24 protein-coding genes and 1 pseudogene are annotated in these 25,322 nt (G+C 34.9%); 11 read left to right on the top strand and 14 right to left on the bottom strand.

Annotation, left to right across the window (positions count from 1 at the left end):
* The first annotated feature begins 132 nt into the window (after positions 1-132).
* Together DBO93_RS09280 and DBO93_RS09285 are read left to right on the top strand one after the other, a co-directional pair.
* Positions 133-456: an antibiotic biosynthesis monooxygenase gene (locus tag DBO93_RS09280; RefSeq protein WP_108456093.1), complete on the top strand. Its 324-nt coding sequence runs from the start codon at positions 133-135 to the stop codon at positions 454-456.
* 62 nt (positions 457-518) lie between these two features.
* On the top strand, positions 519-1,058 hold the full coding sequence (locus DBO93_RS09285; protein WP_108456094.1) for a hydrolase: 540 nt from the start codon (positions 519-521) through the stop codon (positions 1,056-1,058).
* A gap of 75 nt (positions 1,059-1,133) precedes the next feature.
* Here DBO93_RS09285 and DBO93_RS09290 read toward each other — a convergent pair whose 3' ends face one another.
* Together DBO93_RS09290 and DBO93_RS09295 are read right to left on the bottom strand one after the other, a co-directional pair.
* The gene (locus DBO93_RS09290) at positions 1,134-2,033 is read right to left on the bottom strand and encodes a DMT family transporter (protein WP_204100668.1); all 900 of its coding nucleotides are present in this window, start codon (positions 2,031-2,033) and stop codon (positions 1,134-1,136) included.
* Between the two features lie 393 nt (positions 2,034-2,426).
* Positions 2,427-3,176, bottom strand: a complete 750-nt coding sequence (locus DBO93_RS09295) for a glutaredoxin (protein ID WP_108456095.1) — start codon at positions 3,174-3,176, stop codon at positions 2,427-2,429.
* Between the two features lie 515 nt (positions 3,177-3,691).
* Between DBO93_RS09295 and DBO93_RS09300 the strand changes: the two genes are divergently transcribed.
* Positions 3,692-4,720, top strand: a complete 1,029-nt coding sequence (locus DBO93_RS09300; protein WP_108456096.1) for an endonuclease/exonuclease/phosphatase family protein — start codon at positions 3,692-3,694, stop codon at positions 4,718-4,720.
* A 38-nt stretch (positions 4,721-4,758) separates the two neighbouring features.
* On the opposite strand, the gene DBO93_RS09305 is transcribed toward DBO93_RS09300, so the two are convergent.
* Positions 4,759-5,523 (bottom strand): endonuclease/exonuclease/phosphatase family protein, encoded by a 765-nt coding sequence (locus DBO93_RS09305; protein WP_108456097.1) that lies wholly within the window; start codon positions 5,521-5,523, stop codon positions 4,759-4,761.
* Between the two features lie 51 nt (positions 5,524-5,574).
* Entirely contained in the window at positions 5,575-7,053 is a 1,479-nt protein-coding gene (gene cls / locus DBO93_RS09310; RefSeq protein WP_108456098.1) for a cardiolipin synthase, read from the bottom strand.
* A gap of 186 nt (positions 7,054-7,239) precedes the next feature.
* On the opposite strand from cls, the gene DBO93_RS09315 reads away from it, so the two are divergent.
* The 4 genes from DBO93_RS09315 (at position 7,240) to yghU (ending at position 11,491) form a co-directional block, all read left to right on the top strand.
* Positions 7,240-7,620: a hypothetical protein gene (locus DBO93_RS09315; RefSeq protein ID WP_204100699.1), complete on the top strand. Its 381-nt coding sequence runs from the start codon at positions 7,240-7,242 to the stop codon at positions 7,618-7,620.
* A 212-nt stretch (positions 7,621-7,832) separates the two neighbouring features.
* Positions 7,833-8,900, top strand: coding sequence for a magnesium/cobalt transporter CorA (gene corA / locus DBO93_RS09320; RefSeq protein ID WP_108456100.1), 1,068 nt, complete (start codon positions 7,833-7,835; stop codon positions 8,898-8,900).
* A 269-nt stretch (positions 8,901-9,169) separates the two neighbouring features.
* Positions 9,170-10,411 (top strand): tyrosine-type recombinase/integrase, encoded by a 1,242-nt coding sequence (locus DBO93_RS09325; protein ID WP_108456101.1) that lies wholly within the window; start codon positions 9,170-9,172, stop codon positions 10,409-10,411.
* A 207-nt stretch (positions 10,412-10,618) separates the two neighbouring features.
* Entirely contained in the window at positions 10,619-11,491 is an 873-nt protein-coding gene (gene yghU, locus DBO93_RS09330; RefSeq protein ID WP_108456102.1) for a glutathione-dependent disulfide-bond oxidoreductase, read from the top strand.
* Positions 11,492-11,603: 112 nt separating this feature from the next.
* On the opposite strand, the gene DBO93_RS09335 is transcribed toward yghU, so the two are convergent.
* The 5 genes from DBO93_RS09335 to DBO93_RS09355 all read right to left on the bottom strand — a co-directional run bounded on the left by DBO93_RS09335 (position 11,604) and on the right by DBO93_RS09355 (position 16,736).
* On the bottom strand, positions 11,604-12,815 hold the full coding sequence (locus DBO93_RS09335) for an HDOD domain-containing protein (RefSeq protein ID WP_108457791.1): 1,212 nt from the start codon (positions 12,813-12,815) through the stop codon (positions 11,604-11,606).
* A gap of 142 nt (positions 12,816-12,957) precedes the next feature.
* Positions 12,958-13,419, bottom strand: a complete 462-nt coding sequence (locus DBO93_RS09340) for a hypothetical protein (protein WP_108456103.1) — start codon at positions 13,417-13,419, stop codon at positions 12,958-12,960.
* Between the two features lie 68 nt (positions 13,420-13,487).
* Entirely contained in the window at positions 13,488-14,687 is a 1,200-nt protein-coding gene (locus DBO93_RS09345; RefSeq protein WP_108456104.1) for an ectonucleotide pyrophosphatase/phosphodiesterase, read from the bottom strand.
* A 150-nt stretch (positions 14,688-14,837) separates the two neighbouring features.
* Positions 14,838-15,401 (bottom strand): phosphoribosyltransferase family protein, encoded by a 564-nt coding sequence (locus DBO93_RS09350; RefSeq protein ID WP_108456105.1) that lies wholly within the window; start codon positions 15,399-15,401, stop codon positions 14,838-14,840.
* Positions 15,402-15,557: 156 nt separating this feature from the next.
* Positions 15,558-16,736 (bottom strand): tetratricopeptide repeat protein, encoded by a 1,179-nt coding sequence (locus DBO93_RS09355; RefSeq protein WP_108456106.1) that lies wholly within the window; start codon positions 16,734-16,736, stop codon positions 15,558-15,560.
* Between the two features lie 229 nt (positions 16,737-16,965).
* Here DBO93_RS09355 and DBO93_RS09360 point away from each other — a divergent pair, with 229 nt between their 5' ends.
* A complete protein-coding gene (locus tag DBO93_RS09360; RefSeq protein WP_108456107.1) occupies positions 16,966-17,862 on the top strand; it encodes a hypothetical protein in 897 nt (298 codons plus the stop codon).
* Between the two features lie 86 nt (positions 17,863-17,948).
* Here the strand turns inward: DBO93_RS09360 and DBO93_RS09365 are convergent.
* Positions 17,949-18,553 (bottom strand): annotated as a pseudogene (locus DBO93_RS09365) (glutathione S-transferase family protein).
* 99 nt (positions 18,554-18,652) lie between these two features.
* Between DBO93_RS09365 and DBO93_RS09370 the strand changes: the two are divergent.
* The 3 genes from DBO93_RS09370 to pepE all read left to right on the top strand — a co-directional run bounded on the left by DBO93_RS09370 (position 18,653) and on the right by pepE (position 21,373).
* A complete protein-coding gene (locus DBO93_RS09370; protein ID WP_108456108.1) occupies positions 18,653-19,423 on the top strand; it encodes a ferredoxin--NADP reductase in 771 nt (256 codons plus the stop codon).
* Between the two features lie 659 nt (positions 19,424-20,082).
* Positions 20,083-20,487 (top strand): type II toxin-antitoxin system HicB family antitoxin, encoded by a 405-nt coding sequence (locus DBO93_RS09375; protein WP_108456109.1) that lies wholly within the window; start codon positions 20,083-20,085, stop codon positions 20,485-20,487.
* 151 nt (positions 20,488-20,638) lie between these two features.
* Complete coding sequence (gene pepE, locus DBO93_RS09380; protein ID WP_239059157.1) at positions 20,639-21,373, top strand: dipeptidase PepE; 735 nt, start codon at positions 20,639-20,641, stop codon at positions 21,371-21,373.
* A gap of 124 nt (positions 21,374-21,497) precedes the next feature.
* Here the strand turns inward: pepE and bioD are convergent, their stop codons facing one another.
* The 4 genes from bioD to bioB are packed head-to-tail and all read right to left on the bottom strand — an operon-like array spanning position 21,498 to position 25,287.
* Positions 21,498-22,175, bottom strand: a complete 678-nt coding sequence (gene bioD / locus DBO93_RS09385; protein ID WP_108456111.1) for a dethiobiotin synthase — start codon at positions 22,173-22,175, stop codon at positions 21,498-21,500.
* A 54-nt stretch (positions 22,176-22,229) separates the two neighbouring features.
* Positions 22,230-23,015 carry a malonyl-ACP O-methyltransferase BioC gene (gene bioC / locus DBO93_RS09390; protein WP_108456112.1) on the bottom strand — a complete coding sequence of 262 codons (786 nt, stop codon included), beginning with the start codon at positions 23,013-23,015 and terminating at the stop codon, positions 22,230-22,232.
* Positions 23,015-24,178 (bottom strand): 8-amino-7-oxononanoate synthase, encoded by a 1,164-nt coding sequence (locus DBO93_RS09395; RefSeq protein WP_108456113.1) that lies wholly within the window; start codon positions 24,176-24,178, stop codon positions 23,015-23,017. The genes bioC and DBO93_RS09395 overlap by 1 nt, the downstream gene beginning before the upstream one ends.
* Before the next feature lie 5 nt (positions 24,179-24,183).
* Complete coding sequence (gene bioB, locus DBO93_RS09400; protein ID WP_108456114.1) at positions 24,184-25,287, bottom strand: biotin synthase BioB; 1,104 nt, start codon at positions 25,285-25,287, stop codon at positions 24,184-24,186.
* Between the last annotated feature and the right edge of the window lie 35 nt (positions 25,288-25,322).

Genomic DNA, 25,322 nt, shown 5'->3' on the forward strand with positions numbered 1-25,322 from the left:
ATACCCATAAGTGACTAAAAACATTTTCTATTGATGCATCAACCAGTTTAGTAAACATATTTCAGCCGCTTATTTAGGGCGTTATGTTTTACTTATATGTTCTAGTTTTATAAGTCAATTAAAGAGATAAAAATGATAGCTGTATTATTAGAGTTTGATGTTATTGCCGGGATGGAAAGTCAGTTCCGAAAGGCCTGGGTTGAAACTACGGACATAATCTATGAAAACTTTGGCAGTTTAGGATCTAGATTACATAAATCGGATAATGGAAAATTTATTGCCTATGCGCAGTGGCCTGACTTAAGTGTTTATGAAAATGATCATCATTGGCCAGACGATTCTAAATGTACGAGAGAAAAAATGAGAGCGTGCCTTAAAATAGGTAAGCCTACTGTTCTGCATACATTAACTCTAGATACTGATTTACTCAAAGAAAGTAGCTTTAATAACGTATAAACACGTAATATTTGATTCGGTTTTGTTTCGATACACATGCTAAATAACTAAGGAGAAACATCATGTTAAGACCAGAAAATACAGGTTTAATTGTTGTTGATATTCAAGGGAAACTAGCGCGTTTAGTTCATGACAGTAAAGCGTTAATTGCGAATTGTGAAAAACTAATCAATGGCTCGCAGGTATTAGGTTTACCTATAATTTTTCTTGAGCAAAACCCGGATAAGTTAGGTGGTACGGTTGATGAGCTAAAATCTATTATTGAATCATTTAACGCTGTAACAAAATTTACGTTCAACGGATGTGCTGAACCAAATTTTATCAATGCTTTACAAGCAGAAAAAATCGAAACATGGCTAGTTTGTGGCATAGAAGCACATATATGTGTATATCAAACCGCGGTAGGGCTGTTAGACCTTGGCTATAATGTACAACTGGTAAATGACTGTGTTTCCTCTCGTAGTCAGCAAGATAAAGCGCTTGGCGTAAGCCGATTAAAAAGTGAAGGTGCTATCATAACGGGCGTAGAAATGTGTTTGTATGAGCTTTTACAAGATTGTAGAAAGGCTGAATTTAAACCAATTTTAAATTTAATACGATAGCAATCTCACAGTTACAATACAGTTTATTCGACAATTACATAATGAAGCTTAAACTGTACGCCAATTATAACTTGTTTAGCTAAGCTGCTTAGCCTTTAACTGAACAAAATAATATCGTCCTAATATCACCATTAAAATACCGCCTAGCACCAAGGCTGATGACTCTATTAAACGAACCGTTATAAGTTCACTGGTAAATATTACACCACCCAATGCGGCAATTATGGGTACAAACAATTGCAGAACAGCTGCTTGGGTGACTGAAAGCCCAGCAAGCGCGATGTACCAAACAAAGTAACCAACCCCTGAAGCTATAGCGCCAGATAATATTGCAAGCATAATGCCTGATGAGCTTACATGTAAACTATCTAAACTAAAAACCATTAAGATAAATATAAATGGTACGGTGCGTAAAAAGTTAAAAGCTGTATCGTTAAGTGCATTTTTAGACTTTCGTCCGAGTAGAGTGTAAAAGGCCCAAGCCATTCCAGAAATGCTCATTAATACAAAGCCCGTTAATGACGGAGTAGTAACTGATGGCATAATTAAATACACAAAGCCAGTAAACGCAAGAGCTAAGCCGAGCCATTCTGACAAATGTAGCTTATTACCTGAAACGACATTGGATAAGATCATGGTAATTTGAACTGCACCAAATAATATTAATGCGCCGGTACCTGTGTCTAACGATATATAGCCAAATGAAAAAGCTACAGCATAAATAAATAGCATTGCAGCGGATAACCAACTTCCTTTAGATTGTAGCTTTAAATCTTTTGTTGGCTTTTGTATTAATCGAGTTAACTGGATAAGCACAAAGAGTATGGCTATACCTGAAAGTAGCCTGATGGTAGTAAAGCTTGTAGCATCTATAGCATTAGTACCTAAAGCTAAACGGCACAGAACTGAGTTGGCGGCAAAGGCGAAAAGGGCAAAAACGGTGCTCGCGATAATTTTGACATAAGTATTGTGCACAGTAAGAAACCTTTAAGTAAATAGCACTATATTCGTGGTGCATGAACTATAAATTATTTTAGCGTTAAGTGTTGGTAATATGTTTAGGCTTAATAGTTTATTTTGATTAAAGTTATAACGATATATGCACTAGTAGCAATACTATATTTAACATGTCACTCCATTTTATAAGCGGTTTAATGCAGTGAAATTTAATATATTTATCAGTATTTAACGGTATTAATTGATGGATTAGTTATAAAACCCTGATGATGTAATATGACTGTTTTGAAATGAAATGCTTTTTTGATGGGGCTTATACAACGCAACTTATCTTAATCCGCTTTAATAAAGAGCCCCCACTTACATATAAAATGATTATAGAAGTGAGGGCGTTAGTTGTGTTTTATAGTGTTAGCTTGTTAAACCAAGTGCTTTACTTAACATCCATGCTCCACCTAAAATCATAAACAGGTTTTCGGTCAGAGATACAAAACCAAGAGGCACGTTACTGTCTCCGCCTACACAGGCACATTTAAGTTCCCGTTTATCAATATATACAGCCTTATACACTGACACAGCACCCACTGTACCAATAAATAAAGAAACCGGTCCAACAATAAAGCCAGATAATGCTGCTAGCATACCAATACCTGCAAAAGCTTCGGCAAATGGATAAATATAAGCATACCTGAGGTTACGCATTGCTAATAAATCATATGTAATGAAAGAGTTAGAAAATCCGTATAAATCTTTCAACTTTTGAATCGCTAAAATGGTCATACTGAACGCAACAAAAAGCTCTATCACTTTTATAACACTGATGCTGTCGTTATTAGCGAAATTTGTTGCTAAGGCCATTAAAAAAGCAACCGCAAAAATGGCCAAAACAGGTGTGTAGGTAGTACCAGTTTTTTCAGCAGGAGACATATTAAAGTGCTCTCTTAGTGCGTCATGACCACCAATTTTTTTGCCTTCAATAAATGTTTGAGGTGTAGTTTCAACATCATGTTCAGCTTTAAATTTATCTGTTTCTTCTCGAGAAGATAATTTATGATCGTCTACTTCAAACCCTTGTCTTTCTAGTAAATCTTTAGAACGAAGCCCAAAAGGACAAATGTGTTCACTAGTATGCATTCTGTAAAGCGTTGCTGACTTCTTCATATTATTTTCCTTTTAGTTTTATATTAATTATATTTGGCTGAATTCTAGAACAGGGCTCGTTAATGCTTTTTGGTTTTTTTTATATGCTAAAACCATAGGCAGCTGAATATATAGGTAGCGATTAACTAAACTGTAATAAAAACTACGCCTCTTTGTTATATTGATTTATTACGATTAATTAAAACATGCTTAAGCAAAAGTAAAAAATTTACACCGTAGTCTGAAAAATTTACCGACAATAGCTAAAAATAATACGATTATTTAACGTTTACAGCATGTATAGGTTAATAGAGCAGAATCTATGCCAGAAATAGAAGTTGAAGTTTTGAGAGTTATGCAAAATATAACGATTAAAAATAACTTCTAGGTTCATTGAGGTATAATTCTCATTCATTATTTATAAGAGTTAACGTCACATCAGCCATTTAAGTGAAAAAGATACTATCAAAACAAAAACAGTTGATACCGCTTCAATATCAATTGAAAATGCTCAACTTTCAATTGCCACATTTAATTTGTTCAATTACCTTGAGCCGCCTAATGCATTTTATGAGTTTGAACGTATTTATAGTGCAGAGCAGTGGCATAAGAAACAAAGTTGGATAACAGAGTATTTACGCGAACATCAGCCTGATATTATAGGTTTTCAAGAGGTTTTTAGTACTGAGTCACTAAAGGCATTGGTGTTTGAACAAGGTTACGAATATTTTTCAGTGGTTGATCAACCTGTAGTTATTGATGATTTTATCTATAAAAGCCCCGTTGTAGCAATTGCTTCTCGTTTTCCCATTGTTGATACTCAAGCTGTAACACCAGACTCTGCATTAGCACAAACGTTAGGTTTAGCTGATGACTTTTCCTTCAGCAGGCAGATAGTTAGAGCGACTATTGATGTACCTCATTTAGGTCACTGTGATTGCTATGTAGTACATTTTAAATCCAAGCGATCTATGCTTGGTATAGAAGATGATAAAGTAAAACGGTCGCCAGAAAAAAATATTATCGACAGTTTAAAGGCACAAGTTGCTGGTAGCTGGGGCTCAAGTATACAGCGTGGAAGCGAAGCAACGTTGTTAATGATGAGCATGATAGGGCGGCGAGAAGTTAGTAATAATCCAATGATATTAATGGGGGATTTTAATAACACACTCAACGATGGTATTTTAAGCCATTTGTTGACCAGCTCACTTCGGTTCGTTTCTCCTATAGACCGAGACGCATATCTTGCTAAATATTGTTTAAATGATGCCTGGGATCTATTCCAAATGGCATTAACTAACGAATGCTCTCAAGCTATTGAATCTAAAGGTGATAATGCTGATAAAAAAGTAACGCGTACCCCTACACATTACTTTGGAGCGAGCAGTTCAGTGCTTGATTACATATTATTATCATGTGAATTTGACGCTGGCTATCATGACAGTTTATATCAAGTAAGTGACTATAATACCTACGACAGACATTTAATTAACCCAAGTTTTGAACGAGATGGCGAAAGTACAGATCACGGCATTGTGTTAATTACTTTAACGTTAAGGTCTTAATGGTTGTCGGTTTTACGTTTTAGCCGTAATCAATTTACTCATTTTAAAATATCCGTATTTAACGATAAGCTTATGGGAAAGTGATCAGAAGAGTGAATATCGGTATGTACGTGCGCATCAATTATCACCAGCCCACGGCAATAAATATGGTCAAGATGTTTAAATAGATGCTTTAGTCTTGGCTGACGAACGATTTTAACTTCTTCTAGTAAAAATATCGCAGCTAGGCTATTAAAATATTTTAATCTTTTTTTATTCCAGGTATTAAAATCACCTGCCAATATTATCGGACCTTGATGATTATTAAGCGTTTCAAATACTTGATCTAAGTGCGCTTTAAATTTTTCGAATGCAACAAAGTTGATAAGATGTGAGTTTACCACCAGTAATGACTGCCCTTTAATATTTAATGGGTATAAGGTTGCTAGCAACATTTTCTTTGTTTTTGATATCGGCTCACTGTGTTTTGATGCTGAAAAATAATGTTTTATTGCCGCAACCGTAGAGCCGGTTTTAACGCCAGTTACTATGTTAGTTTTTATACTTTTAAAACTACGCGCCATAATCCACTGATGTTGTAATGATTTTTTAAAATGGCTGTCGAAAGGGGAATTAACAATAGCTTCCTGCAGAAGAATTAAATTTTTATCAGCTATCAATGTTATAAAATCGTCCTGCCATCCCTTTTTTTTACATTTATAAACATTCCACAACAGTACTGTTATGTTTGGTCCTAGCAAATGTTCTGAGGCACTGCCCATAATTTTCAGTGATTCAACGGTGCTATAACGGCTTTTAATCATGAAATGTTTTGGCCTTTAATAAGATGGCAGCTAAATTATTAATTAATAGCATTACAGATAGGGCGAAAATAATCGAAAAAAGTTATTACGTATTTTTTTGTAGGTAGCTAACCCTTTAATATCACCTTCTGTCACGGGTGTAGCATTTTGTTTTTTTGAGTTAAATAATTCTGTTAATTTTGTATTTAGCTCGGTATCAAAACATTCCAGATTAATTTCGAAGTTAAATTCAAGACTTCTGGCATCCCAGTTGGAAGAGCCAACAAATGACCAAATGTCATCAATGAGCACAATTTTACTGTGGTCAAAGGGTCTGGTATTTTTATATATTTTTATACCGTGCTCTATAATTCTTGAGTAATTGGCGGCCATCACCCAGTCAACAAAAATAATGTTGCTGTATTCAGGTACAATAATTTCAACTGAAACGCCGCGCAATGCTGCAGCATGCAGTGACGTCATTAATGTTTGATCAGGGATGAAATAGGGCGTCATGATTTTTACACTTTTTTGTGCACTTACTAAGGCATTAATTAGGGTCCAGCGTATTCTATTATGATGTTCATCTGGACCGTCTTGAATAACGCGGGCAATTACAATGTTATTACTTGTATGTTTATCTGCGCTCTGGCTTTTCTTAACATTATATTGAGGGAACTTAATTAACTCGTGGGTAGCAAAAAACCAATCTTCTATAAATACCTGACTGATCTGATCAATTACGGGCCCAGTCACTTTAAAGTGAACATCATCAATAGGGTGCTTTGATGATGTAATTATATTATTTTGGCTTACGTTCATACCACCAATATAAGCTACTTCACCATCTACGCAGAGAATTTTTCTGTGGTTCCTCAGGTTGATAAAACGAATACTAGTCAGCGAAATAGCGGGTAAGAAGCGGGCAGTTTTAACACCTAGTTTTTTTAATGCGCGGTCTGATTTATGCCAACTATAGCCAACACCAATACCATCGAGTAAAACGTTAACAATAACTCCTCGGTTATGTGCTTGTGCTAAAGCTTCAACAAATTGGCGCCCGAGTGAATCGTAATCAAAAATATAACTCGATAAAACGATATATCGCTTAGCACTATTAATAGATTGAATCATTTCTGGGTAAGCCATATCGCCATTAATGAGAGGGGCAATGGTATTATTTGCAAGATAATTAATGGGATGAATAGTATGTCCGGCGATAACAGCTGAATGCCAATTATTCGGTAGCCGGTGAAATTCAATAGGTCTTACTTTGTGATGTGACTTTTGTTTAAGCTTTTTCTTAAGTGTTTGCGGGTGTTTTTTTTGCGCTGAGCGTTTAATGCGATTTATACCAAACAACCAATAAAATAGGCTACCAACAACAGGAGAAAATACCACTAGGCCAATCCAGGCGAGAGATGTGCGCTCATTTTCTTTGAACAAAAGTACATGTACCGATGTCAGCAGAGATAAGCTAATATGGAAAATAACGATGATGGTTACCCAATGGACAATGATCCATTCAAGTAATGCTGTAAATATTTGCATAAAACCCAACTTTACTCATGAGTTGTAAATCAGCGGCTAAATAAATTATGGAAAACAAAAGTGCTTAAAGAATATTACGACAACATTACTACCTATCTAACAGTCACTTTAGGCAGTAACTTTTTATTCTTAATTATATTACTAACTACAATCGCTTCAATCGCGTATTTCATAGTGATAAGTTACATGATTACCCAATTGGATACACGATATTTTCTACGTAAAAACAGTGTACTTGAAAAGAACAGCCCTATAATGATGAGTAATAATAAAAGCGTTAGTAATAACGCGAATGAAACGACTCACATTTTCTCAATAAATAATATTGGCGTCAGCTTTATAGTTAATATAGTAAAAGTATTGTTTGGGGTATTATTGTTTGTTTGTGGACTTGCTATGTTAGTTCTACCTGGTCAAGGTTTAATCACCATGTTGATTGGACTGAGCTTAATCCCGTTTCCAGGTAAACACAAACTTGAGAAAAATATTCTAGCGCGTAAGTCTGTAAGATCTTCTCTTAATTGGATTCGCACTAAAGCCAAAAAAGATCCCTTTATTTTTGATTAAATCTGCCAGAATATACTGAATTGTAATTTTTCAGCCGATATAAGCTTAAATTATAGTAGAGTATTAATATGTGGCTTATAAAGAAAATTTCAGCCCAAGTAATTGAATATGCATATGAAAACAGTAAAATTCTAATGTTATTATTTACCTTGTTTGATGCTTTTATAACAAAATATGGTATTGTTAGTCTTCACTAATATGAGAGTAAGTGAATGAAATTATTTAATAAACAATACAGCCAGCCGGGAACTAAACCCGGTACAATTTCTCAGTCTGATGTAGTTAATTATACCGTTAGTTTAATTGATTATAATAAAACAGATATTGAAGATCACACCGTTTTAGAGCTGGCTACCTGTCGAGATTTTATTGCTAACACTAATGTTACTTGGATACATGTTCAGGGAAATCCTTCTGCTGAGGCTATGATCACTCTGGCTAAGGGACTCAATATTCATGAGTTACATATTGAGGACATACTGAATAATGGTCAACGGCCTAAAGTTGAGCTTAATGAAGACCAAATATTTATCATATTAAATTTACCCCTAAGTGATAAAGGCGTGACTAAAATAGAACAAGTAAGTCTATTTATCACTAAAAATACACTTATCTCATTTTGTTCCGGTGCGTTTATGCCGTTCGAGCATGTTATCGATAGATTAATGGCTAATGTTGGTAAAATCCGCAAACTACCTGCAGATTATCTGATGTACAGCCTGATAGACACTACTATAGATTATGGTTTTCCTCTCTTAGAAGCATATGCTGAAACCATTCAAACAATAGAAGATGAATTACTAAATACAAAGGACAGGGCGATTCTAACTCGGATACATGCACTGAGAAAAGAAGTGCTATTAGTTCGGCGTCGCATATGGCCACATCGAGATCTTATTGGCGATATATTACGAGAGGAAGAAAATTCGGTCATATCTAAGAACACAATACTGCACATGAAGGATTGTTACGATCATGTTGAGTCAATTAAAGATACGCTTGAGTCTTACCATGAAATGACTCAAGGACTCATGGAGTTCTATTTAACGAGTGTTAATTTAAAGTTAAATGACGTTATTAAATTTTTGACCATATTTACCACGGTATTTATACCGCCAACTTTTATAGTTGGTGTGTACGGCATGAACTTTGATTCAAGTATCAGCCCATTTAACATGCCAGAACTAGGCTGGAAATATGGCTATTTAGGGGTATTAGGACTTATGGCAATTTCAATTACTGGTATGTTGATGTTTTTTAAGAAACGACGATGGATATAACCTTTATACTATATTTTAAACACATCAGGTGTTAATTGATGATCGGTTATCTTATAGCGTTTATTTTACTTAGAAAAAACGCTATAAGCTTTCTTCTAAATTTCTGATTATAAGGTCAATTTTAAAATTTACTTTCTGCCAGTGATTACGAGACAACAACACAAAGCATTCACACACCCCACTATGTCCGATACTCTTCAGTATTGGACATAGTGGGTAGGATGCTTTAAACTGGCTCACATATACATCTTATACTTGGTATTCAAATAATAATGTTAAATAAGCCTGTACCTTTATATCCGCCATACCTAGATTTGTGTGACTTTGATTTAGAAGATTATCCTGAGCTGAATAAAATATTTTCAGCAAATGAAGCCTGGTGGCTTGAACAGTTTAATTGGGGCAAACAATTTCTTACTTATATTGGTCGGAATAAATCGCTGCATACTTATGACAGATTTAGAAATGACGTTGAGCGTTTTTTACTTTGGGCATTTATTGAAAAGAAAAAACCTATAGACCAATTGCGTAAATCTGACTTACTGGAATACGCTGACTTTTGTTGGCAGCCACCAGTAACTTGGATTGGTACGTCAAATCAAGAACGCTTCAAATTATCAAATGGATATTCTTCAGCTAATGAACATTGGTTTCCATATAAGATTCAAGCGCCAAAAAGTCAAAAATCTCAATATGTTGTTGATAAGAAAAAATATCGTCCATCACAACAAACGCTTTCATCAATGTTTACCGCCATAATTGTTTTCTATAACTACTTAATGGCTGAAGATTTTTGTATTGGTAACCCCGCACAAATAGCAAAAAAAGATTGTCGTCACTTTATTATTGATTCACAAGTTAAAGAAATTAAGCGTTTAACGTCGAGTCAATGGCAATATGTATTAGATACCGCAGTTGAAATGGCTGATGAAAACCCCATTTTTGAACGAAACTTATTTGTTATTGCTTCCCTTAAAACACTTTTCCTTAGGATTTCAGAGTTATCTGAACGCGTTAATTGGTCGCCCACTATGGGTCATTTTTGGCAAGATGACGATGAAAATTGGTGGTTAAAGGTGTTTGGTAAAAGCCGTAAACTTCGTGATATTACTGTACCTGTTGATTTTTTACCTTTTTTAGAACGCTACCGCTTATCCCGTGGATTATTAGGCCTACCATCAAGTAATGAAAATGCTATTTTAGTGGAGAAAGTACGTGGTCAAGGCGGTATGACATCACGACATTTGCGCCGGTTAGTTCAAAATGTTTTCGATCAAGCACATGAAAATATGCGTGTTTCTGAAGGTGAAAATAAAGCACTTAAGCTTAAAGAAGCTACCGCACATTGGTTAAGACATACAGGAGCAAGTATGGAAATCGAACGTGGGCGCCCTCTCAAAGACATTTCAGAAGATTTGGGACATGCAAGTATGGCAACTACTGACACGGTATACGTGCAAAGTGAGAACAAAAAACGTGCTGAAAGTGGCAAGCGTCGTAAGGTCGATTAATCATTTATTACCCGCATGCTTTTGATTATTAATAATTAAAGTCATAGCGTTTTGATTCATAACGATATTTCTTTATATATTGCCTTATATTTTATTTGCATTGATTATGAATTAAAAACTTCTGAATTTTGACATGCACATCATTGTTTTATTAGTAGCCTTAGCATACTGTATAAATGATATATTTAGATATAAATTGGAGTAAACATGAGTAATGAAAATTCATATATCCCACCAAATGTTTGGCAGTGGGATACCAGTAACGGTGGAAATTGGGCCAGTATAAATCGTCCAATAGCTGGAGCAACACATGAGAAAACATTAAATAAAGGTAAGCACCCTTTTCAGTTATATTCTCTGGCTACTCCTAATGGTGTCAAAGTTACTGTCATGCTTGAAGAGTTGTTAGAACTTGGGTTTGAAGCAGCTGAATACGATGCCTATTTAATAGATATTAGTAAAGGTGATCAATTTAGTAGTGGGTTTGTTGAGATCAATCCTAATTCTAAAATTCCCGCTTTATTAGATGTTAGCAATGAACAAACTACACGTTTGTTTGAGTCAGGTTCAATTCTATTTTATCTCGCTGAGAAGTTTAATACTTTCTTACCAAGCGATAGTAAAAAGGCAGAGTGTATGTCTTGGTTGTTTTGGCAAATGGGCAGCGCGCCATATCTTGGTGGTGGTTTTGGTCATTTTTATGCTTATGCTCCGGATAAAATAGAATATTGTATCGATAGATTTTCGATGGAAGTTAAACGTCAACTTGATGTGCTAGATAAACATTTAGAAAATAATAATTACATGTGTGGTGACGAGTACACTATTGCAGATATTGCTATTTGGCCTTGGTATGGTGCGCTTGCTTTAAATCGTTTGTATGATGCCGCTGAATTTTTAGACTTAGTATCCTATAAGAATGTGATGCGTTGGGCTAAAGAAATTGACAAACGCCCTGCTGTAAAACGTGGTGTTATGGTTAACAAAACCTGGGGTGAGTTATCAACGCAATTACATGAAAGACACGATGCAAGTGACTTTATTACACAAACACAAGATAAGTTAACTAAAGAAGAGTAAAAATCATTTTATATAATTTTAATTATATAAAAAAGAATGCATAAAAAAAGAGCGTATATTAATACGCTCTTATCAACCATTCAAAAATTAACTAATTAGTAATCACTAGTTATTAAATACCTAATGACTTACACCAGTTACTGGCATTAACAAACTCTTTATGAATAAAGTTTGCATCAAGTTGATATAAATCAGTTAGTTGCTGGATATTTTCACCATTACCTGTAATGTAGTTAGTTGTTAAATCTAACAACTCACCTAATAAACCGCTATGGTTGACTAAGGCGTCTACTATCGGTTGCGCTAATGGCATGGTTTTTACGATTTCATCAATTGGCATACTTAAAATCACTTCAATTGAACTTAGTAAGCCGGTTATAAATGCAAAGTCTTTAATTTCCATAAACGCACTTTCTGAAGCCAGTGTCGCCATTAATCTTGCCGTGATCAGTGACTGTTTAGAAATTTCGGTAAACTTACTCGTTGTAAGTTTTGAAAGCGCAAGTATGGTAACAAACTGCTTAAGTTTATCTTCACCTAAGTACGCAGCTGCTTGTTTTAATGAGGTAATTTCAATACGTGTGCCTGTCGCCACGTTATTTACTAACTTGAGCAAACCAAGTGTTAAGTTTACATCGTGACCAATAATTTCGGCAATATGATCAAAATCTAATGGTTTGTTAAAAGTCTCACTAATTAAGTGCAACATTTGTGACTTTATTGGAGCTAATGTTTGCCCTTCTATAATTTCAGGCTCATGATAGAAAAAACCTTGATAGTAATCAAAACCAACTTCAGCCAAAGACTGTAATTGATAGTTAGTTTCAACTTTCTCTGCAATTAGTTTGATATTGAAGGGTTTTATACGTTCAACTATTGGGCGAATACGTTTAGCATTTGTAACTTCTGTATCTATTTTTATCATCGCAATATACGGGAATAATACATCCCACTTTACGTCTAAATCATACTCAGATAACGCAACTTGATAGCCTTTATCATGATAATACTTAACAATTTTCAGTAAACGCTGAGTCGCTGATTGGTGCCCAACTAGTTCGATAACGATACTGGCTTTATCGAACATGAGTGGATACTTGTTTATTAAGCATTTTTCAGTGAAATTAATAAAAGCTAATTTACCTAAACTAACAGACTGAATATCGCCTTGAAAATGGTTTTGTATGATCAGTTTAGAACTAGCAATATCTTGATCAATTTCTGGAAATTTATTATTTGGACTATCTCTAAAGAGGAGTTCGTAACCAACCGTTTGATGATTTCTGTCGAGTATAGCCTGACGGGCGATATAACTTATTTTCATAGGAAGATTATTAATATAATTATTGTATTTAAAACATACCTTATTATGCATGTTATTGAAAAGCTATTTAAGTGATAATTTACAAGTTTATGATTTTAATAGGCTGTGAACGAATAATGTGTGATCAAACACACAACTATCATCACTCAGACAGTGTTATCACATGTTTATTAATTTTTAACGTGAGTAAATCGCCATAATGAATATCTTCTATATAAGGAGCTAATATTTCAAGTTGGTTTAAGGGCTGCTGATGTTCAGTTTTAGTGTCAAATTGTGGTTGATATATAAGCGCTGAAATTTCGGTATATTCTTTTAATAGAATACATCGGCAAAATTTAAAATCTTCTGCTGGTATATCGTCATGCCATTTAACTTGTTTAAAAAAGTAATCATGGTGGTTTAATGTTATTGATCTACTATTAAACTCTGCATTTATGGTAGCTGGATAAAACTCACTAATATCTAAACCTAGCGCTTTAAAGTGTGAAACTTGGGCATTAATTGTTCCAAAAGGAAATCTAGAATCGTTTGCACTACCTGATGCTACTTGGTGCCCTTTTACAACAGTAAAGTTGAATAGCTCCATTTTTGACGTTTGCATATCATAATCCTGATTTTAATAACTCAAAGTCTAAAGTTAGCCACATGCTTTGCTAGAAACTAATACCATCATTTGACAATTTTAGATGCTATATCGTAGTTACCATCAATGTTTTTAACATCAATCAATCCAAGTGCTCGGCTTAAAATAGGAAGCACATGGATATTTTCGAATGGCTCAATTTTTTTATTTTTTGAAAATGCAGGACCCGTTGCAATAAAAATGGCGTCGAGATCACGATACATTTTAGCGTCATAACCATGAGTTTCAGCTTTAACACGTAAATCTTCTTTATTAAAAATATACGAAGGTGAAGCTTCTATAATTGCATTAGGTACAGAGTCTGTTTCTCGGTTTAATTGCCAATGCGTTGGAAAATTTGGATATTGATATACTCGATATTGAGTTTGTTCGGTATCTGTATGATTGCTTTTAAATAAGTTAATACTGCGCTGTAATTGGTCATCATTATCACTATATAAATATAGCTGCGTTGAACCATTTATGGCTTTAACACCGTCAACGATATTATGTTGCCAATCTATAATATGCTGCTTATCTATTTTAGTCATTCCATGATCTGAGACTATAACTAAGTTAACTTGACCATTAAATTCTTGCTCAATTTGTTTAACAAAACTTGACAGCAAATGGTCAAGTTCATCAATTGCGTTGATTAACTGTGGTGAGTTTTCACCAAATTCATGACCCGCATCATCCACACTGGCGAAATATCCGGTAATAAAATTCGGGCGTTCTGACTCGGGTAAACGTAACCAGTTAAGTATTTGGTCAAGGCGTTGCTCATTAGGGGTAAAATGTTTATAGGGATAATAATAGCTGGCAGTTTTATTATTTATGGGTGTTTCTGACTCAGGCCAAAAATAAACCGCTGATTTATTGCCCTGCATTTCATTAATATGCCATAGCGGATCAGCACTTAACCAACGGGTATCGTTTTTACCATCACCCAAGTTGTAAACTTTATCAATTTTTCGATGATAAAAATTGTTATGAACAATGCCATGATTAATCGGATAACGTCCGGTTATAATACTTAAATGGTTAGGAAAGGTTTTACTTGGATAAACGGGTAAAAGCGCTTTTGCACTGGTTCCCTGCTCAATGAGTTTTATTAATGTTTGTGGTTGATATTGCGATATATAACGTTGAGCAAATCCGTCAATTGATAATAGTACTAAAGGCGTTTTAGCAAAACTAACTGATGATGTTAAACAACAAACTAATAAACTAATTTTTAAATACACTAGTAAAACCTAAATTAAATTAACCTTATAAAATATAACTTAATTTATTCATTACTTTTTTACAAGTGAGCAATATTGAAGTGTTAAAATAAACGAGGAAAATAACTAATATAAGAGTGCTCTTACATTAGTTATTGCAGTTGTCTTGTTTTATTTCTCTACAAATAAATCTAATATATTGACTAAATCTTTTTTACCGTTTGTAATTTCGTCAGGTGTTAAACCAGATAACTCATGTGGGAATACCAACCAGTCCTTTGATTCGTGCACATAATAATCCGGTACTAAGTCTACTTTAGAATTTGTTGGTTTATACCAAGGACAAGCAATTCTGACATCTTTTGGCATGTTATTACGCGTTAGCTTTTTCATTTGTGTTATTAACGCTTCAATACTGCGACCAGAGTCAAAAACATCATCAACAATTAACAACCCGTCATCAGCATTCGCATTTTCAATAATATAATGTAAACCGTGAACTTTGATCTCTTTGCTTTGCTGATTAATGCCATAATATGAAGACGTTCGCACTGCTATGTGATCAGTTTCAACTTTTTTAAAGTCAAAATACTCTTGAACTGCGATACCAATTGGTGCACCGCCACGCCAAATACCTACAATAAACTGTGGTCTAAAACCGTCTTCGAAAACTTTCGCTGCAACACGAAACGAATCTTCAAGTAACTCTTGCGCCGTTATAAATCGCTTTTCCATTGATGAGTTAGCCTCTTTTAATTAATGTTAACGATGAACATTATAACGCTTTTTTTTATCCTGAGTAGCCCTGTTAAATATTTTATATTTAACAGCTCATTTAACAATCACAAAGCCCATAAATTTTAAGCACTATTAATTCGAACTTATCCAACATTAATATGCTTGTTTTAATATATTAAGTTTTACGAGGTATTGTTTATCAAGTTGTGGCACTTTATTTTTAGCAATCGCCTTTTTGATATACATTTGAGCTTTTACCTTATCATCAAGCATATAATGTACTTTAGCTAAGCCGAAATAGAACTCGTGGATTGTACTATTAAGCCTTATCGCTTTTTTATAGTGATTTATTGCCTGTTGGTAATAACCTTTATGAAACTTTTCATCTCCAAGTAATGCATAGTAGTAGGGATTGACAGCTCGTTTACGCATGATATGAATGTCGATTAACTTAGCTTCTTCATATGCACCATTATTGTGTAAAAGTTTACTTAAATTCTCCATTGCCGTTAAATTATTAGAATTTAAATAAATGGCATGTCGGTAGGTTGCCATTGCACTTTCTTCTAAGCCGTTTAATCGGTAAAGAATACCTAAGTTACCCCAAGCAGAGGAAAACTTAGGATCAATTGTAATTGCTTGTTTTAGATAAGCATAAGCTAATAAGTAATGACCGTTTATGAGTGCTGTTGCACCTTTATTATTGTAAAACATGGAAACAACAGTGTTTTTATTAATTTGGTGTTTAGGGAATACCTTTTTCTTAACATAAGGGTCAAAGTCAATTTCAATATTTTTTCTGTCAAAATACAATAAGGTATTAGGTGACTTTGGTTGTAATACCGATAAGTTTATATGCCCTGTTAGCATGCTCGCCTCACCATTGCGTACCCAATATTCAGGCACATCAATACTTTGAAATGCAACGTTTAACTTTGCTTCTTTGGCGATAGCATAGGCCATTATGGTTAAAGATAAGCAATTAGCTTCTTTATTTCTAAATGCCTGGGCAGCGATTACATTAGCACCTGACTTATAAGCTAAATTGATATTTTCAGGACTAAAAAATTGTTTGATCAACTGAGTGGCTTTTGTGTGTGGATCACGCAGTAAGCTAATATTTTTTGCCATGAGTTTCATCTCTTCACTTAAGGCAAAAATATCATTTTCAGTTTCAATAGGAATCAATTTAAAACCTTTAAATTGATTGTCTTCATTAACTTGCATGCGCAGGTTTTCAGCGGAATTACTTTGATATAATTGGGTGGACTGGCAAGCAGATAAACACAAAACAATTATAACTATAATCGAGTATTTAAGTGATATTTTCATATGTGCCCCAAATAAATCTATAACTTATCCTTTTATAAGCATATACAATATCGGCTAAAATAGCTCATTTAATAGCCACCACTGAGTATGAAACACACTCTACAATCAACTCTATAGCTGAGTATCATTGCTAGCTAAATTATTTATTTACAAAATCAAACAGTAATTTTTTCAGTTCCCTGTTATGCTTCGCGCAAATTAAATCGTTAAATTTTATGGCTTTAAAATTATGAAAAAAACACTCGCCGGATTTTTCACCGGAAGTGCCATTGCAGTTGTCATAATAATAGCGACCAATAGCTATAAACTGTATAAGAATAAGTCTGCAACGATAGATCCTCAACTTAAAGAAATATCGGGTATAGAGTTTGATAAAAATAGAAATCTTTGGGCAATCAACGATGGCGGAGATGATGCGAAGTTATACCAGATTAACAATAAAGGCAGCATTGAAAAAACTATTACCGTAACTAATGCTAAAAATATTGATTGGGAAGATATGACACAAGATGATTTTGGTCACTTCTTTTTAGGCGATTTTGGCAATAATGATAATCTACGAAAATGGTTAACAATTTATAAAATTGAAAATCCTATCGATATTAAAGGTGATGTAACAGAAGCTGAAATTATAAAATTCAAATACCCTGAACATGTTAATTTCCCGCCAAAGCCCAGTGAAATGGAATTTGATGTTGAAGCCTTCGTATTTTATAAAAGACATTTATATCTTTTTACTAAAAATCGCATGGTACCTTTTAATGGCATAACCAACTTGTATAAAATTGGTGATCATGCGGCTAATTATGATGCAAAAAAAATAAGTAAATTTAAAACATGTACGCTGGCAATAAAGCTTTGTTGGATCACTTCCGCTGCATTAAGCCCAAACAAGAAAAGATTAGCGCTGTTAGACTCACAACGCATTTGGTTGTTCGAAAACTGGCAAGGAGATGACTTTTTTTCGGGTGATAAATATCGCATTGATTTAGGCATAGTTACTCAAAAAGAAGCGATTACCTTTGTAGATGAAGAAACCATTATTTTTACCGATGAAGAATTTCATGGTATTGGTAGAAATATTTATGAGATAAATCTGAATAACGTAACGAAGAATAAGCTTTAAATATCAACCAATAGGTTATTGAATAAGCCAATGGCCTATTGGTTGAGTTGATAAATTATATGAGAAAAGTGGCAGACCCCTTTCGACTAATTAACATTTTCCATTGATATAAAACCGTCTTGTCGCTTAACCCTAGCAAGCCAAGCATTAATTGCAGGAAAGCTGGTTAAATCAAAGCCCCCTCATTCGCAACATGCGTGTAAGCAAATAATGATATATCAGCTGTCGAGAGATGATCGCCAATTAAATATTGAGTGCTCTCTAGTTGACGCTCCATAGCTGTTAAGGCTTTGTAGCCCCCATCTTGCTTAGATAGATATTCTTCGCGTCTGTTGTCTGGCAAGCCGAGATACTTTTCTATAAAACGTGCAACTGCAATATAAGGCTCGTGACTATATTGTTCAAAAAATTGCCATTGTTGCACTTGTGCTAATAAGAAAGGATCAGTCGGTAATAATGAACTCCCGTGTGCTAAATAATTAATGATGGCATTGGACTCTACTAAACATCGGCTATCTTCTAACTCTAACAAAGGAATTTTCCCACTTTTACTTTTATTAAGAAAACTTGGGGTATTGTTCTCACCTTTGAGAATATTTATAGGTTGCCATTGGTGTTTAATATCTAATAAAGCACACGTTAGTTGTACCTTATAACAGTTACCTGATTGACTATCGCCATATACCTTCAACAGAATCTCCTAAATTTATAAAAATGTTATGTAAAATAATGCACTAGTTCTATAGTTAACCATATAAATGTCGTTATTTAAAATATTAAGGTCTCCAACATGTTAACACTAAATGGCTTTGTTAAGGGTGAAGTAACTGATTATAAGCAATGGACTGATAATGAATTTTCTATCACGGTTAAGGCCGACATTGGTCCTTACGTAGCTGGCCAATTTACTAAACTAGCCCTTCAAGATGAAAATGGCGAGTGGCTCAGGCGTGCGTATTCTTTCGTTAATTCTCCAAATCATGCGCTTGGTCGAAAATGTATGGAGTTTCTTATTATTGATGTGCCCAATGGAGGCTTAAGTCCAAAACTTGCAAAAGTAAATATAGGTGACGATATTTATGTTGGGGACAAACCTAGCGGTTTCATGACGCTGGCTGAAATCCCTTCAAACGCTACCAATTTATGGTTACTTTCAACAGGCACAGCTATTGGACCTTTTTTATCAATACTAGGAGAAAGTGAAACACAACAAAGGTTTGAAAAAATAATATTAGTGCACGCTGTTAGAACTAAACAAGAACTCGTTTATCAAGCTTTAATCGAAAAGCTCTTGCAACAATATAACGGTAAATTAGTATATTTACCGATTGTTTCTCGCGAGCAACATCCCGGAATAATGTCAGGAAGAATTCCGCAATTATTAAAAGATAGTAGCCTTATGAATGCTGTTAAGATATCACCAAACAAGCAAAATAGTTTTTTCTATTTATGCGGTAACCCAGCGATGGTTCACGACACTAGAGATGTTTTAATTGAGTTAGGATTTGAAAAACATTTAAGACGTTCACCAGGACATTTTAGTTTTGAAAATTACTGGTAGGAATACCATTAATAAGTATTAACAAAGCACTTTATTATTAATTCATTCACTTATTTCTCTACTATTTACTTCAATAAATACACTCAAAAACCAATCAAAAATAAGGTTAGTATCCTGTAAAAAACCATTCAAAATCACCTGTAAATTTATCATTATAATCCCCCTTATTATCTACATCATTTATGCTCCTTGCGTGCTCACTTTTAATGAATTTATAACGATGTATTACCGTTAAAAATCAAATTAAATTTATGCGTTAAGCTTAGATTTATGTCAATTAGAGTGTAAATTAAACATAGATAACAGCCCGATTTTTACACCTTACTTTCTTAATTCTCCTCCGGTAACACCTGATATTTTTATCAACTGTAGTGCTAATAACTCTGCTTAAACACTCGATACAAAAATTTATCTTCTTTTGTTTTTATAAGTGAAGTTTTAATCCCTTGAAATTAATAACACTTATTTCATTGATTTTAGATGTAAGTGAATAGTTACTTCAAATACAGAAAGGGTTACCGGAGTTATCATCTCTTCATTTTGCAGGGTTATCAGGGTTGTTGTTGTGCGAATAAAAGTAACCCCCAGAGTTATTTGCACATTGCAAATAAGGGTTATCAGAGTTAACATGGATTAAATTCGGAATAAGGATTAAATTAATGAAATATCCAGTTATGGTTTTACGTAACAACGAAGAGAATAAATATGTATTATCAGTTGTTGATTTACCGGGATGCCAAGTGAAAGCGTCAACTATGGATGAAGGGTTTTCGCTGTTAAATGAAGCGATGATTTCGCACTTAAAAATTTTAGTTGAGTACGGTGAACAAGTACCACATGCAAAGACAATTGAAGAGCACATGTTGCTGTGTTCAGCTACCTCTCCAATATGGGGTGTGTTAGATTTTGATATCGTTCCTTACATGGGGAAAAGCCATAAAATTAATGTCACGTTACCTGAATTATTGATTAAACAAATTGATGATCGGGTGGCTAAAACATCAGAATATAAAACGCGATCTGGATTTATTGCTATGGCATGTTTAACCGAGTTATCGAATTAATCTGGCAATAAATATATGCTTGTCAGTTTGAAGTTTTGAATAACTTTAAGCGCTACGTTTTAAAGTTAGGTCTTGAAATTAAACTCTTTAATCAGGTGACTGTGCTTAGAATATATATTTAACAATAATGAAAGTTAAAAAGGTGAAAAAATTGTTTATCGAAAATGCAAACTTGTTACTACTAAGCAGCTCTCGTGTCGGGAGTACAGAATATTTACAACATGCTTTAGGAATGATAGGAGAAAAGCTTAATGGCATAACTGAACTTTTATTTGTGCCATACGCTGGTGTAACGCTAAGTTACGATGAATATACCGCTAAGGTGCAATGTGCTTTAAATGAGCAAGGCATTAAAGTAACAGGTATTCATGAATATGATGACCCGATCACCGCTATTAATAACGCACAAGCCATTGCCGTTGGTGGAGGTAATACGTTTCACTTATTACATCAGCTGTATCAAAACAAACTTATTGAGCCTATTCAACAAAAAGTATCTACAGGTATGCCTTATATAGGTTGGAGTGCTGGTTCAAATATTGCCGGACTGACAATTCGTACTACAAATGATATGCCGATTATTGAACCGCAAAGTTTTAATGCACTTCAATTAGTTAACTTTCAGCTTAACCCGCATTATACCGATCATAGCCCTGCTGGTCATAATGGTGAAACACGAGCACAACGTTTAGCTGAGTTTATGGTACTAAACCCCACAACACCAATCGTAGCGATTGTTGAAGGAACAGCATTAGACATTAAGCTAAATACGATGAGATTAATCTCTGGTTTATCAGGCAGTAAATCACTAGCCAATGGTTTTATATTTAAGGCAGGCTGTAAAACAGAGATGACAACAGACGATATTGTAGATGATTTATTATAGAATCGGCGGTTAGTTGAATGATTATAATTATAAATTACTCATGGGCAATGTTTATGAGCACCGTTTATTGAATAATGCTTATTTAACAATACTTAACGAGTAATTTATAATTAATCTGTTAGCGTTATTTTAGCGAGGTAAGTAGTGAAATATCAATATGCTTCGCAGCTTGTCGAATATCTTCGTCAAAAGGTAGCTCTGCTAATTTAGGAATTGGCAAAAGTGCAGTTAATTCACTAATGTTTTCAGCTAAATAAGGCATATCATCAGGGCAATTAGCTATCCAACCCAAACAGGTTAATCCGTCAGATATAATAGCCTGATAGGTTAACATTGCATGGTTTAAGCAGCCCAGTTTCATATTGACGACCAGTATCACATTTTGCTCACTAGTTTGGGCAAATTCAGATAAAAACTTCCCCTGGCCAAGTGGTAATCGCCACCCTCCTGCGCCTTCACAAATCACTACGTCTGCAGCTAAATTAATAACATCTTCATAATTACGCTCAATGTCATTTATGCTTATAGTTTGTTGTAACTTAGACGCGGCTATGTGTGGTGCAATAGGTTGTTCAAAAGCTATCGGGTTAACTTGTGAAATAGTTTGCTGGCAATTAGACTGGTTAAGTAATAACAAGGCATCTTCGTTTACTAGTGTATTATCAATAAGTTCACAGCCTGCAGAAATAGGTTTATATACTGCCACTTTGTTACCTGCTTGAACGAGCGCATGCACTATCGCTTGGGCAGCATAGGTTTTCCCCGCGTCAGTGTCTGTAGCGGTAATAAATAATTTCAACATATCAGTTCGCTTTTAAAAATGAGTTTATGATTCAACAATGATATTTCAGGTGATTTAATCGCTTAATTTAACCACTACACCAGAAAAGGCTTTATATGTTGCAGGATAAATTCCAGATGGCTCTAAAAAACTTTGGTAGCTTTTAGTCATTTTTTGCCACTGATCTTTACCGGCAAGGCCTTTGCCCTGCTTTTTAGGGACATGACTTGCGCCTAAGCTTTTCAATTCACGGGCTAAATGCAGAACATTTTCATATTCTAAAACAATATCTTGCTGCTTAGCATTTAAGAGTTTTCTATTTGTACCATCAAACAAGGGTCTAATTTCACTTTCAGGTATAAAGTCAATCACGTGTTGGTCATTATCTACTTGTGCCCATGCAGATTTTAACTCAATTAACGTACCATCAATCAAGGTACTAAAAACAAAAAGACCGCCGGGTTTTAATACACGCATAACTTCATTGATCACTAAGTCGAGTGGATCGCACCATTGGATCATCAAGTTGGAATAGACTAAATCTACACTGCTATCTTGTAATGGTATTTTATATGCGTCTGCTTCTAGCCAATGAATCGACGAATTACGATTATCTTTGGCGAATTGCAGCATATTTTTTGATATATCTAAGCCAATAACTTGCTGGTACCGACTAGATAAAAGTTCGGTGAAAAATCCAGTACCTGCACCTAAATCTAACGCAGTTAAATCGTTACGATTAGGTAACCATGGCATTAAATGTTTTCCACAATAACGCTGTAATCGCGCAGAAGTGTCATAAGAACTACTAGCTGAGCCAAAAGATCTCGCTATCTTAAAACGGTTAGTCTTTTCAGACATTATGTTATAACCTCATTGATACAATTAGCTAAGTAATTGATATCTTTAATTTCGTGGCTCGAAGTTATGGTTACGCGTAACCTTGAGCTATTGTTTGGAACCGTGGGAGGACGAATTGCACTGAGCCAAATTCCCTTTTCTCGAAGCTTCTGACAAACATTAAGTGTATTAAGTTCATCTCCAATAACAATGGCATGAATTGACGATGAATTTTTGATTAACTGCACACTACTGGATAATTTTGTTGCAAGTAATTGACTCAATTCTGTAATTTTTTCTCGTCGCCAATGGTCGCGTTGAATGATTTCAATGCTTTTTTTAGTTGCCCATGCAAGGGCTGGTGAAATGGCTGTTGAATAAATATAATGCCGTGAAAAATTAACTAAATAGTCAGCAAGCAATTCATTACAAGCGACAAAAGCACCACTGGTTGCAATACTTTTACCGAAAGTCCCCATAATAATGTCAATATCGGCAATGCTGCTACTTCCTTGCCCTTTATTGCCAATAACACCGATACTGTGAGCGTCGTCTAAATATAGTAGTGCATTGTGCTGTTGTGAAAGTTTCGACAAACTTTCTACATCAGCCTGATCGCCATCCATACTAAAAACACCTTCAGAGACGATAACCTTATTTAATTCAATAGCGTCATTATCCGATGATTTTGTATTTTTAGTTAAAAATCGCTGTAATTGTGCCGTATCGTTATGTAAAAAGCGTTTTACTTTTGCCTTGCTTGCTAAAGCGCCATCGATTAAAGAAGCGTGGCTGAGTTTATCTAAATAAAGTTGGCAACTTTCATGCCCTAAAGCGTGCATTAAGGCATTGTTTGCCGAAAATCCGCTAGCGAATAACAAACATTTAGGCTGGTTTAGCCAATCACAAATATCATTCTCCAATGCTTGATGAGCATAAGAGTAGCCAGTAATTAAGCTAGAGCCACTTGCACAGGTGCCAAATCGTTCAGCACCAACGACTAATGCTTGGTTAATATCTTTATGATGATTTAAGCCAAGGTAGTCGTTTGAAGAAAAGTTAAGGTAACTTTTATTGTCAATTTTAACATAGCGGCCATTTTGCTCAGCAACACACTGACGCACACGATAACGTGCGCGCTGTTTTTGTTGTGCAATATCTGCGGATAAAAACTCAAACGCCATACAAATTAATTTACGGCGTTATAAAATAGATCACTGTTTTGCTGATCAACAACAGCGGTTTTAATTTTAGCTTCATCTACTTCTGAACTCGCAATTGTTTCAGTATTAATACCTAAACGATCAAAGAGCATCATGTCTTTGTTAGCTTCAGGATTACCAGTAGTCAATAATTTACAACCGTAAAAAATTGAGTTGGCACCCGCTAAAAAGCACATGGCTTGCATTTGCTCATTCATAGCATCACGCCCTGCAGATAAACGAACATGACTTTTTGGCATCATGATACGTGCAACAGCAATACAGCGAATAAATTCAAAATGATCTAAATCTGCAACGTCAGAAAGCGGCGTTCCTTCAATTTTAACCAACATATTAATCGGTACACTTTCTGGTTGTGGTGAAAGGTTGGCCAGTTGAGCCAATAACGACGCACGGTCTTTACTCTCTTCGCCTAAACCAACAATACCGCCACTACAGACTTTCATACCTGAACTTCGAACATTAGTTAAAGTGTCTAATCGGTCTTGATAAGTACGCGTAGTGATAATTTGATTATAATGCTCAGGCGAAGTATCTAAATTATGATTGTAATAATCTAAACCAGCCCCTTGTAATTCATCAGCTTGGTCGGCAGATAACATGCCTAGTGTCATGCAGGTTTCTAGCCCTAAAGCTTTAACACCTTTAACCATTTCAACTACTGCAGGCATGTCTCTCGCTTTAGGGTTACGCCATCCAGCGCCCATACAAAAACGTGTAGAACCTTGATCTTTAGCTACTTGTGCTGCTTCTAGCACTTTTTGAACTTCCATTAAACGTTCTTTATCAATGTCAGTTTTATAACGAGAGCTTTGAGAGCAATACTTGCAGTCTTCTGGGCAGGCTCCGGTTTTTATTGATAATAAAGTACTTACTTGAACTTCATTTGGATTAAAGTTTGCGCGGTGAATAACTTGGGCTTTAAACATCAAATCATTAAATGGCATTTCAAACAGGGCTTTAACTTCCTCTGCTTGCCAATTATGGCGTACTTCACTGTTACCTTGGTTGCTATTATTAGCGGTCGTATTTGTTGAAGATTCACTTACCGCTGATGTTTGCTGTGTCATAGTTATTCACTCGTTTTGAAATTGCATCTGCCATT

The organism is Colwellia sp. Arc7-D, assembly GCF_003061515.1.
Classification (GTDB): domain Bacteria; phylum Pseudomonadota; class Gammaproteobacteria; order Enterobacterales; family Alteromonadaceae; genus Cognaticolwellia.

Excerpts from the sequence above, each read along its gene's own strand:
- DBO93_RS09280 (WP_108456093.1), top strand. The coding sequence starts at position 133 with ATGATAGCTGTATTATTAGAGTTTGATGTTATTGCCGGGATGGAAAGT.
- DBO93_RS09285 (WP_108456094.1), top strand. The coding sequence starts at position 519 with ATGTTAAGACCAGAAAATACAGGTTTAATTGTTGTTGATATTCAAGGG.
- DBO93_RS09295 (WP_108456095.1), bottom strand. The coding sequence starts at position 3,176 with ATGAAGAAGTCAGCAACGCTTTACAGAATGCATACTAGTGAACACATT.
- DBO93_RS09305 (WP_108456097.1), bottom strand. The coding sequence starts at position 5,523 with ATGATTAAAAGCCGTTATAGCACCGTTGAATCACTGAAAATTATGGGC.
- cls (WP_108456098.1), bottom strand. The coding sequence starts at position 7,053 with ATGCAAATATTTACAGCATTACTTGAATGGATCATTGTCCATTGGGTA.
- DBO93_RS09315 (WP_204100699.1), top strand. The coding sequence starts at position 7,240 with ATGATTACCCAATTGGATACACGATATTTTCTACGTAAAAACAGTGTA.
- corA (WP_108456100.1), top strand. The coding sequence starts at position 7,833 with ATGAAATTATTTAATAAACAATACAGCCAGCCGGGAACTAAACCCGGT.
- yghU (WP_108456102.1), top strand. The coding sequence starts at position 10,619 with ATGAGTAATGAAAATTCATATATCCCACCAAATGTTTGGCAGTGGGAT.
- DBO93_RS09335 (WP_108457791.1), bottom strand. The coding sequence starts at position 12,815 with ATGAAAATAAGTTATATCGCCCGTCAGGCTATACTCGACAGAAATCAT.
- DBO93_RS09340 (WP_108456103.1), bottom strand. The coding sequence starts at position 13,419 with ATGCAAACGTCAAAAATGGAGCTATTCAACTTTACTGTTGTAAAAGGG.
- DBO93_RS09350 (WP_108456105.1), bottom strand. The coding sequence starts at position 15,401 with ATGGAAAAGCGATTTATAACGGCGCAAGAGTTACTTGAAGATTCGTTT.
- DBO93_RS09355 (WP_108456106.1), bottom strand. The coding sequence starts at position 16,736 with ATGAAAATATCACTTAAATACTCGATTATAGTTATAATTGTTTTGTGT.
- DBO93_RS09360 (WP_108456107.1), top strand. The coding sequence starts at position 16,966 with ATGAAAAAAACACTCGCCGGATTTTTCACCGGAAGTGCCATTGCAGTT.
- DBO93_RS09370 (WP_108456108.1), top strand. The coding sequence starts at position 18,653 with ATGTTAACACTAAATGGCTTTGTTAAGGGTGAAGTAACTGATTATAAG.
- DBO93_RS09375 (WP_108456109.1), top strand. The coding sequence starts at position 20,083 with ATGAAATATCCAGTTATGGTTTTACGTAACAACGAAGAGAATAAATAT.
- bioD (WP_108456111.1), bottom strand. The coding sequence starts at position 22,175 with ATGTTGAAATTATTTATTACCGCTACAGACACTGACGCGGGGAAAACC.
- bioC (WP_108456112.1), bottom strand. The coding sequence starts at position 23,015 with ATGTCTGAAAAGACTAACCGTTTTAAGATAGCGAGATCTTTTGGCTCA.
- DBO93_RS09395 (WP_108456113.1), bottom strand. The coding sequence starts at position 24,178 with ATGGCGTTTGAGTTTTTATCCGCAGATATTGCACAACAAAAACAGCGC.
- bioB (WP_108456114.1), bottom strand. The coding sequence starts at position 25,287 with ATGACACAGCAAACATCAGCGGTAAGTGAATCTTCAACAAATACGACC.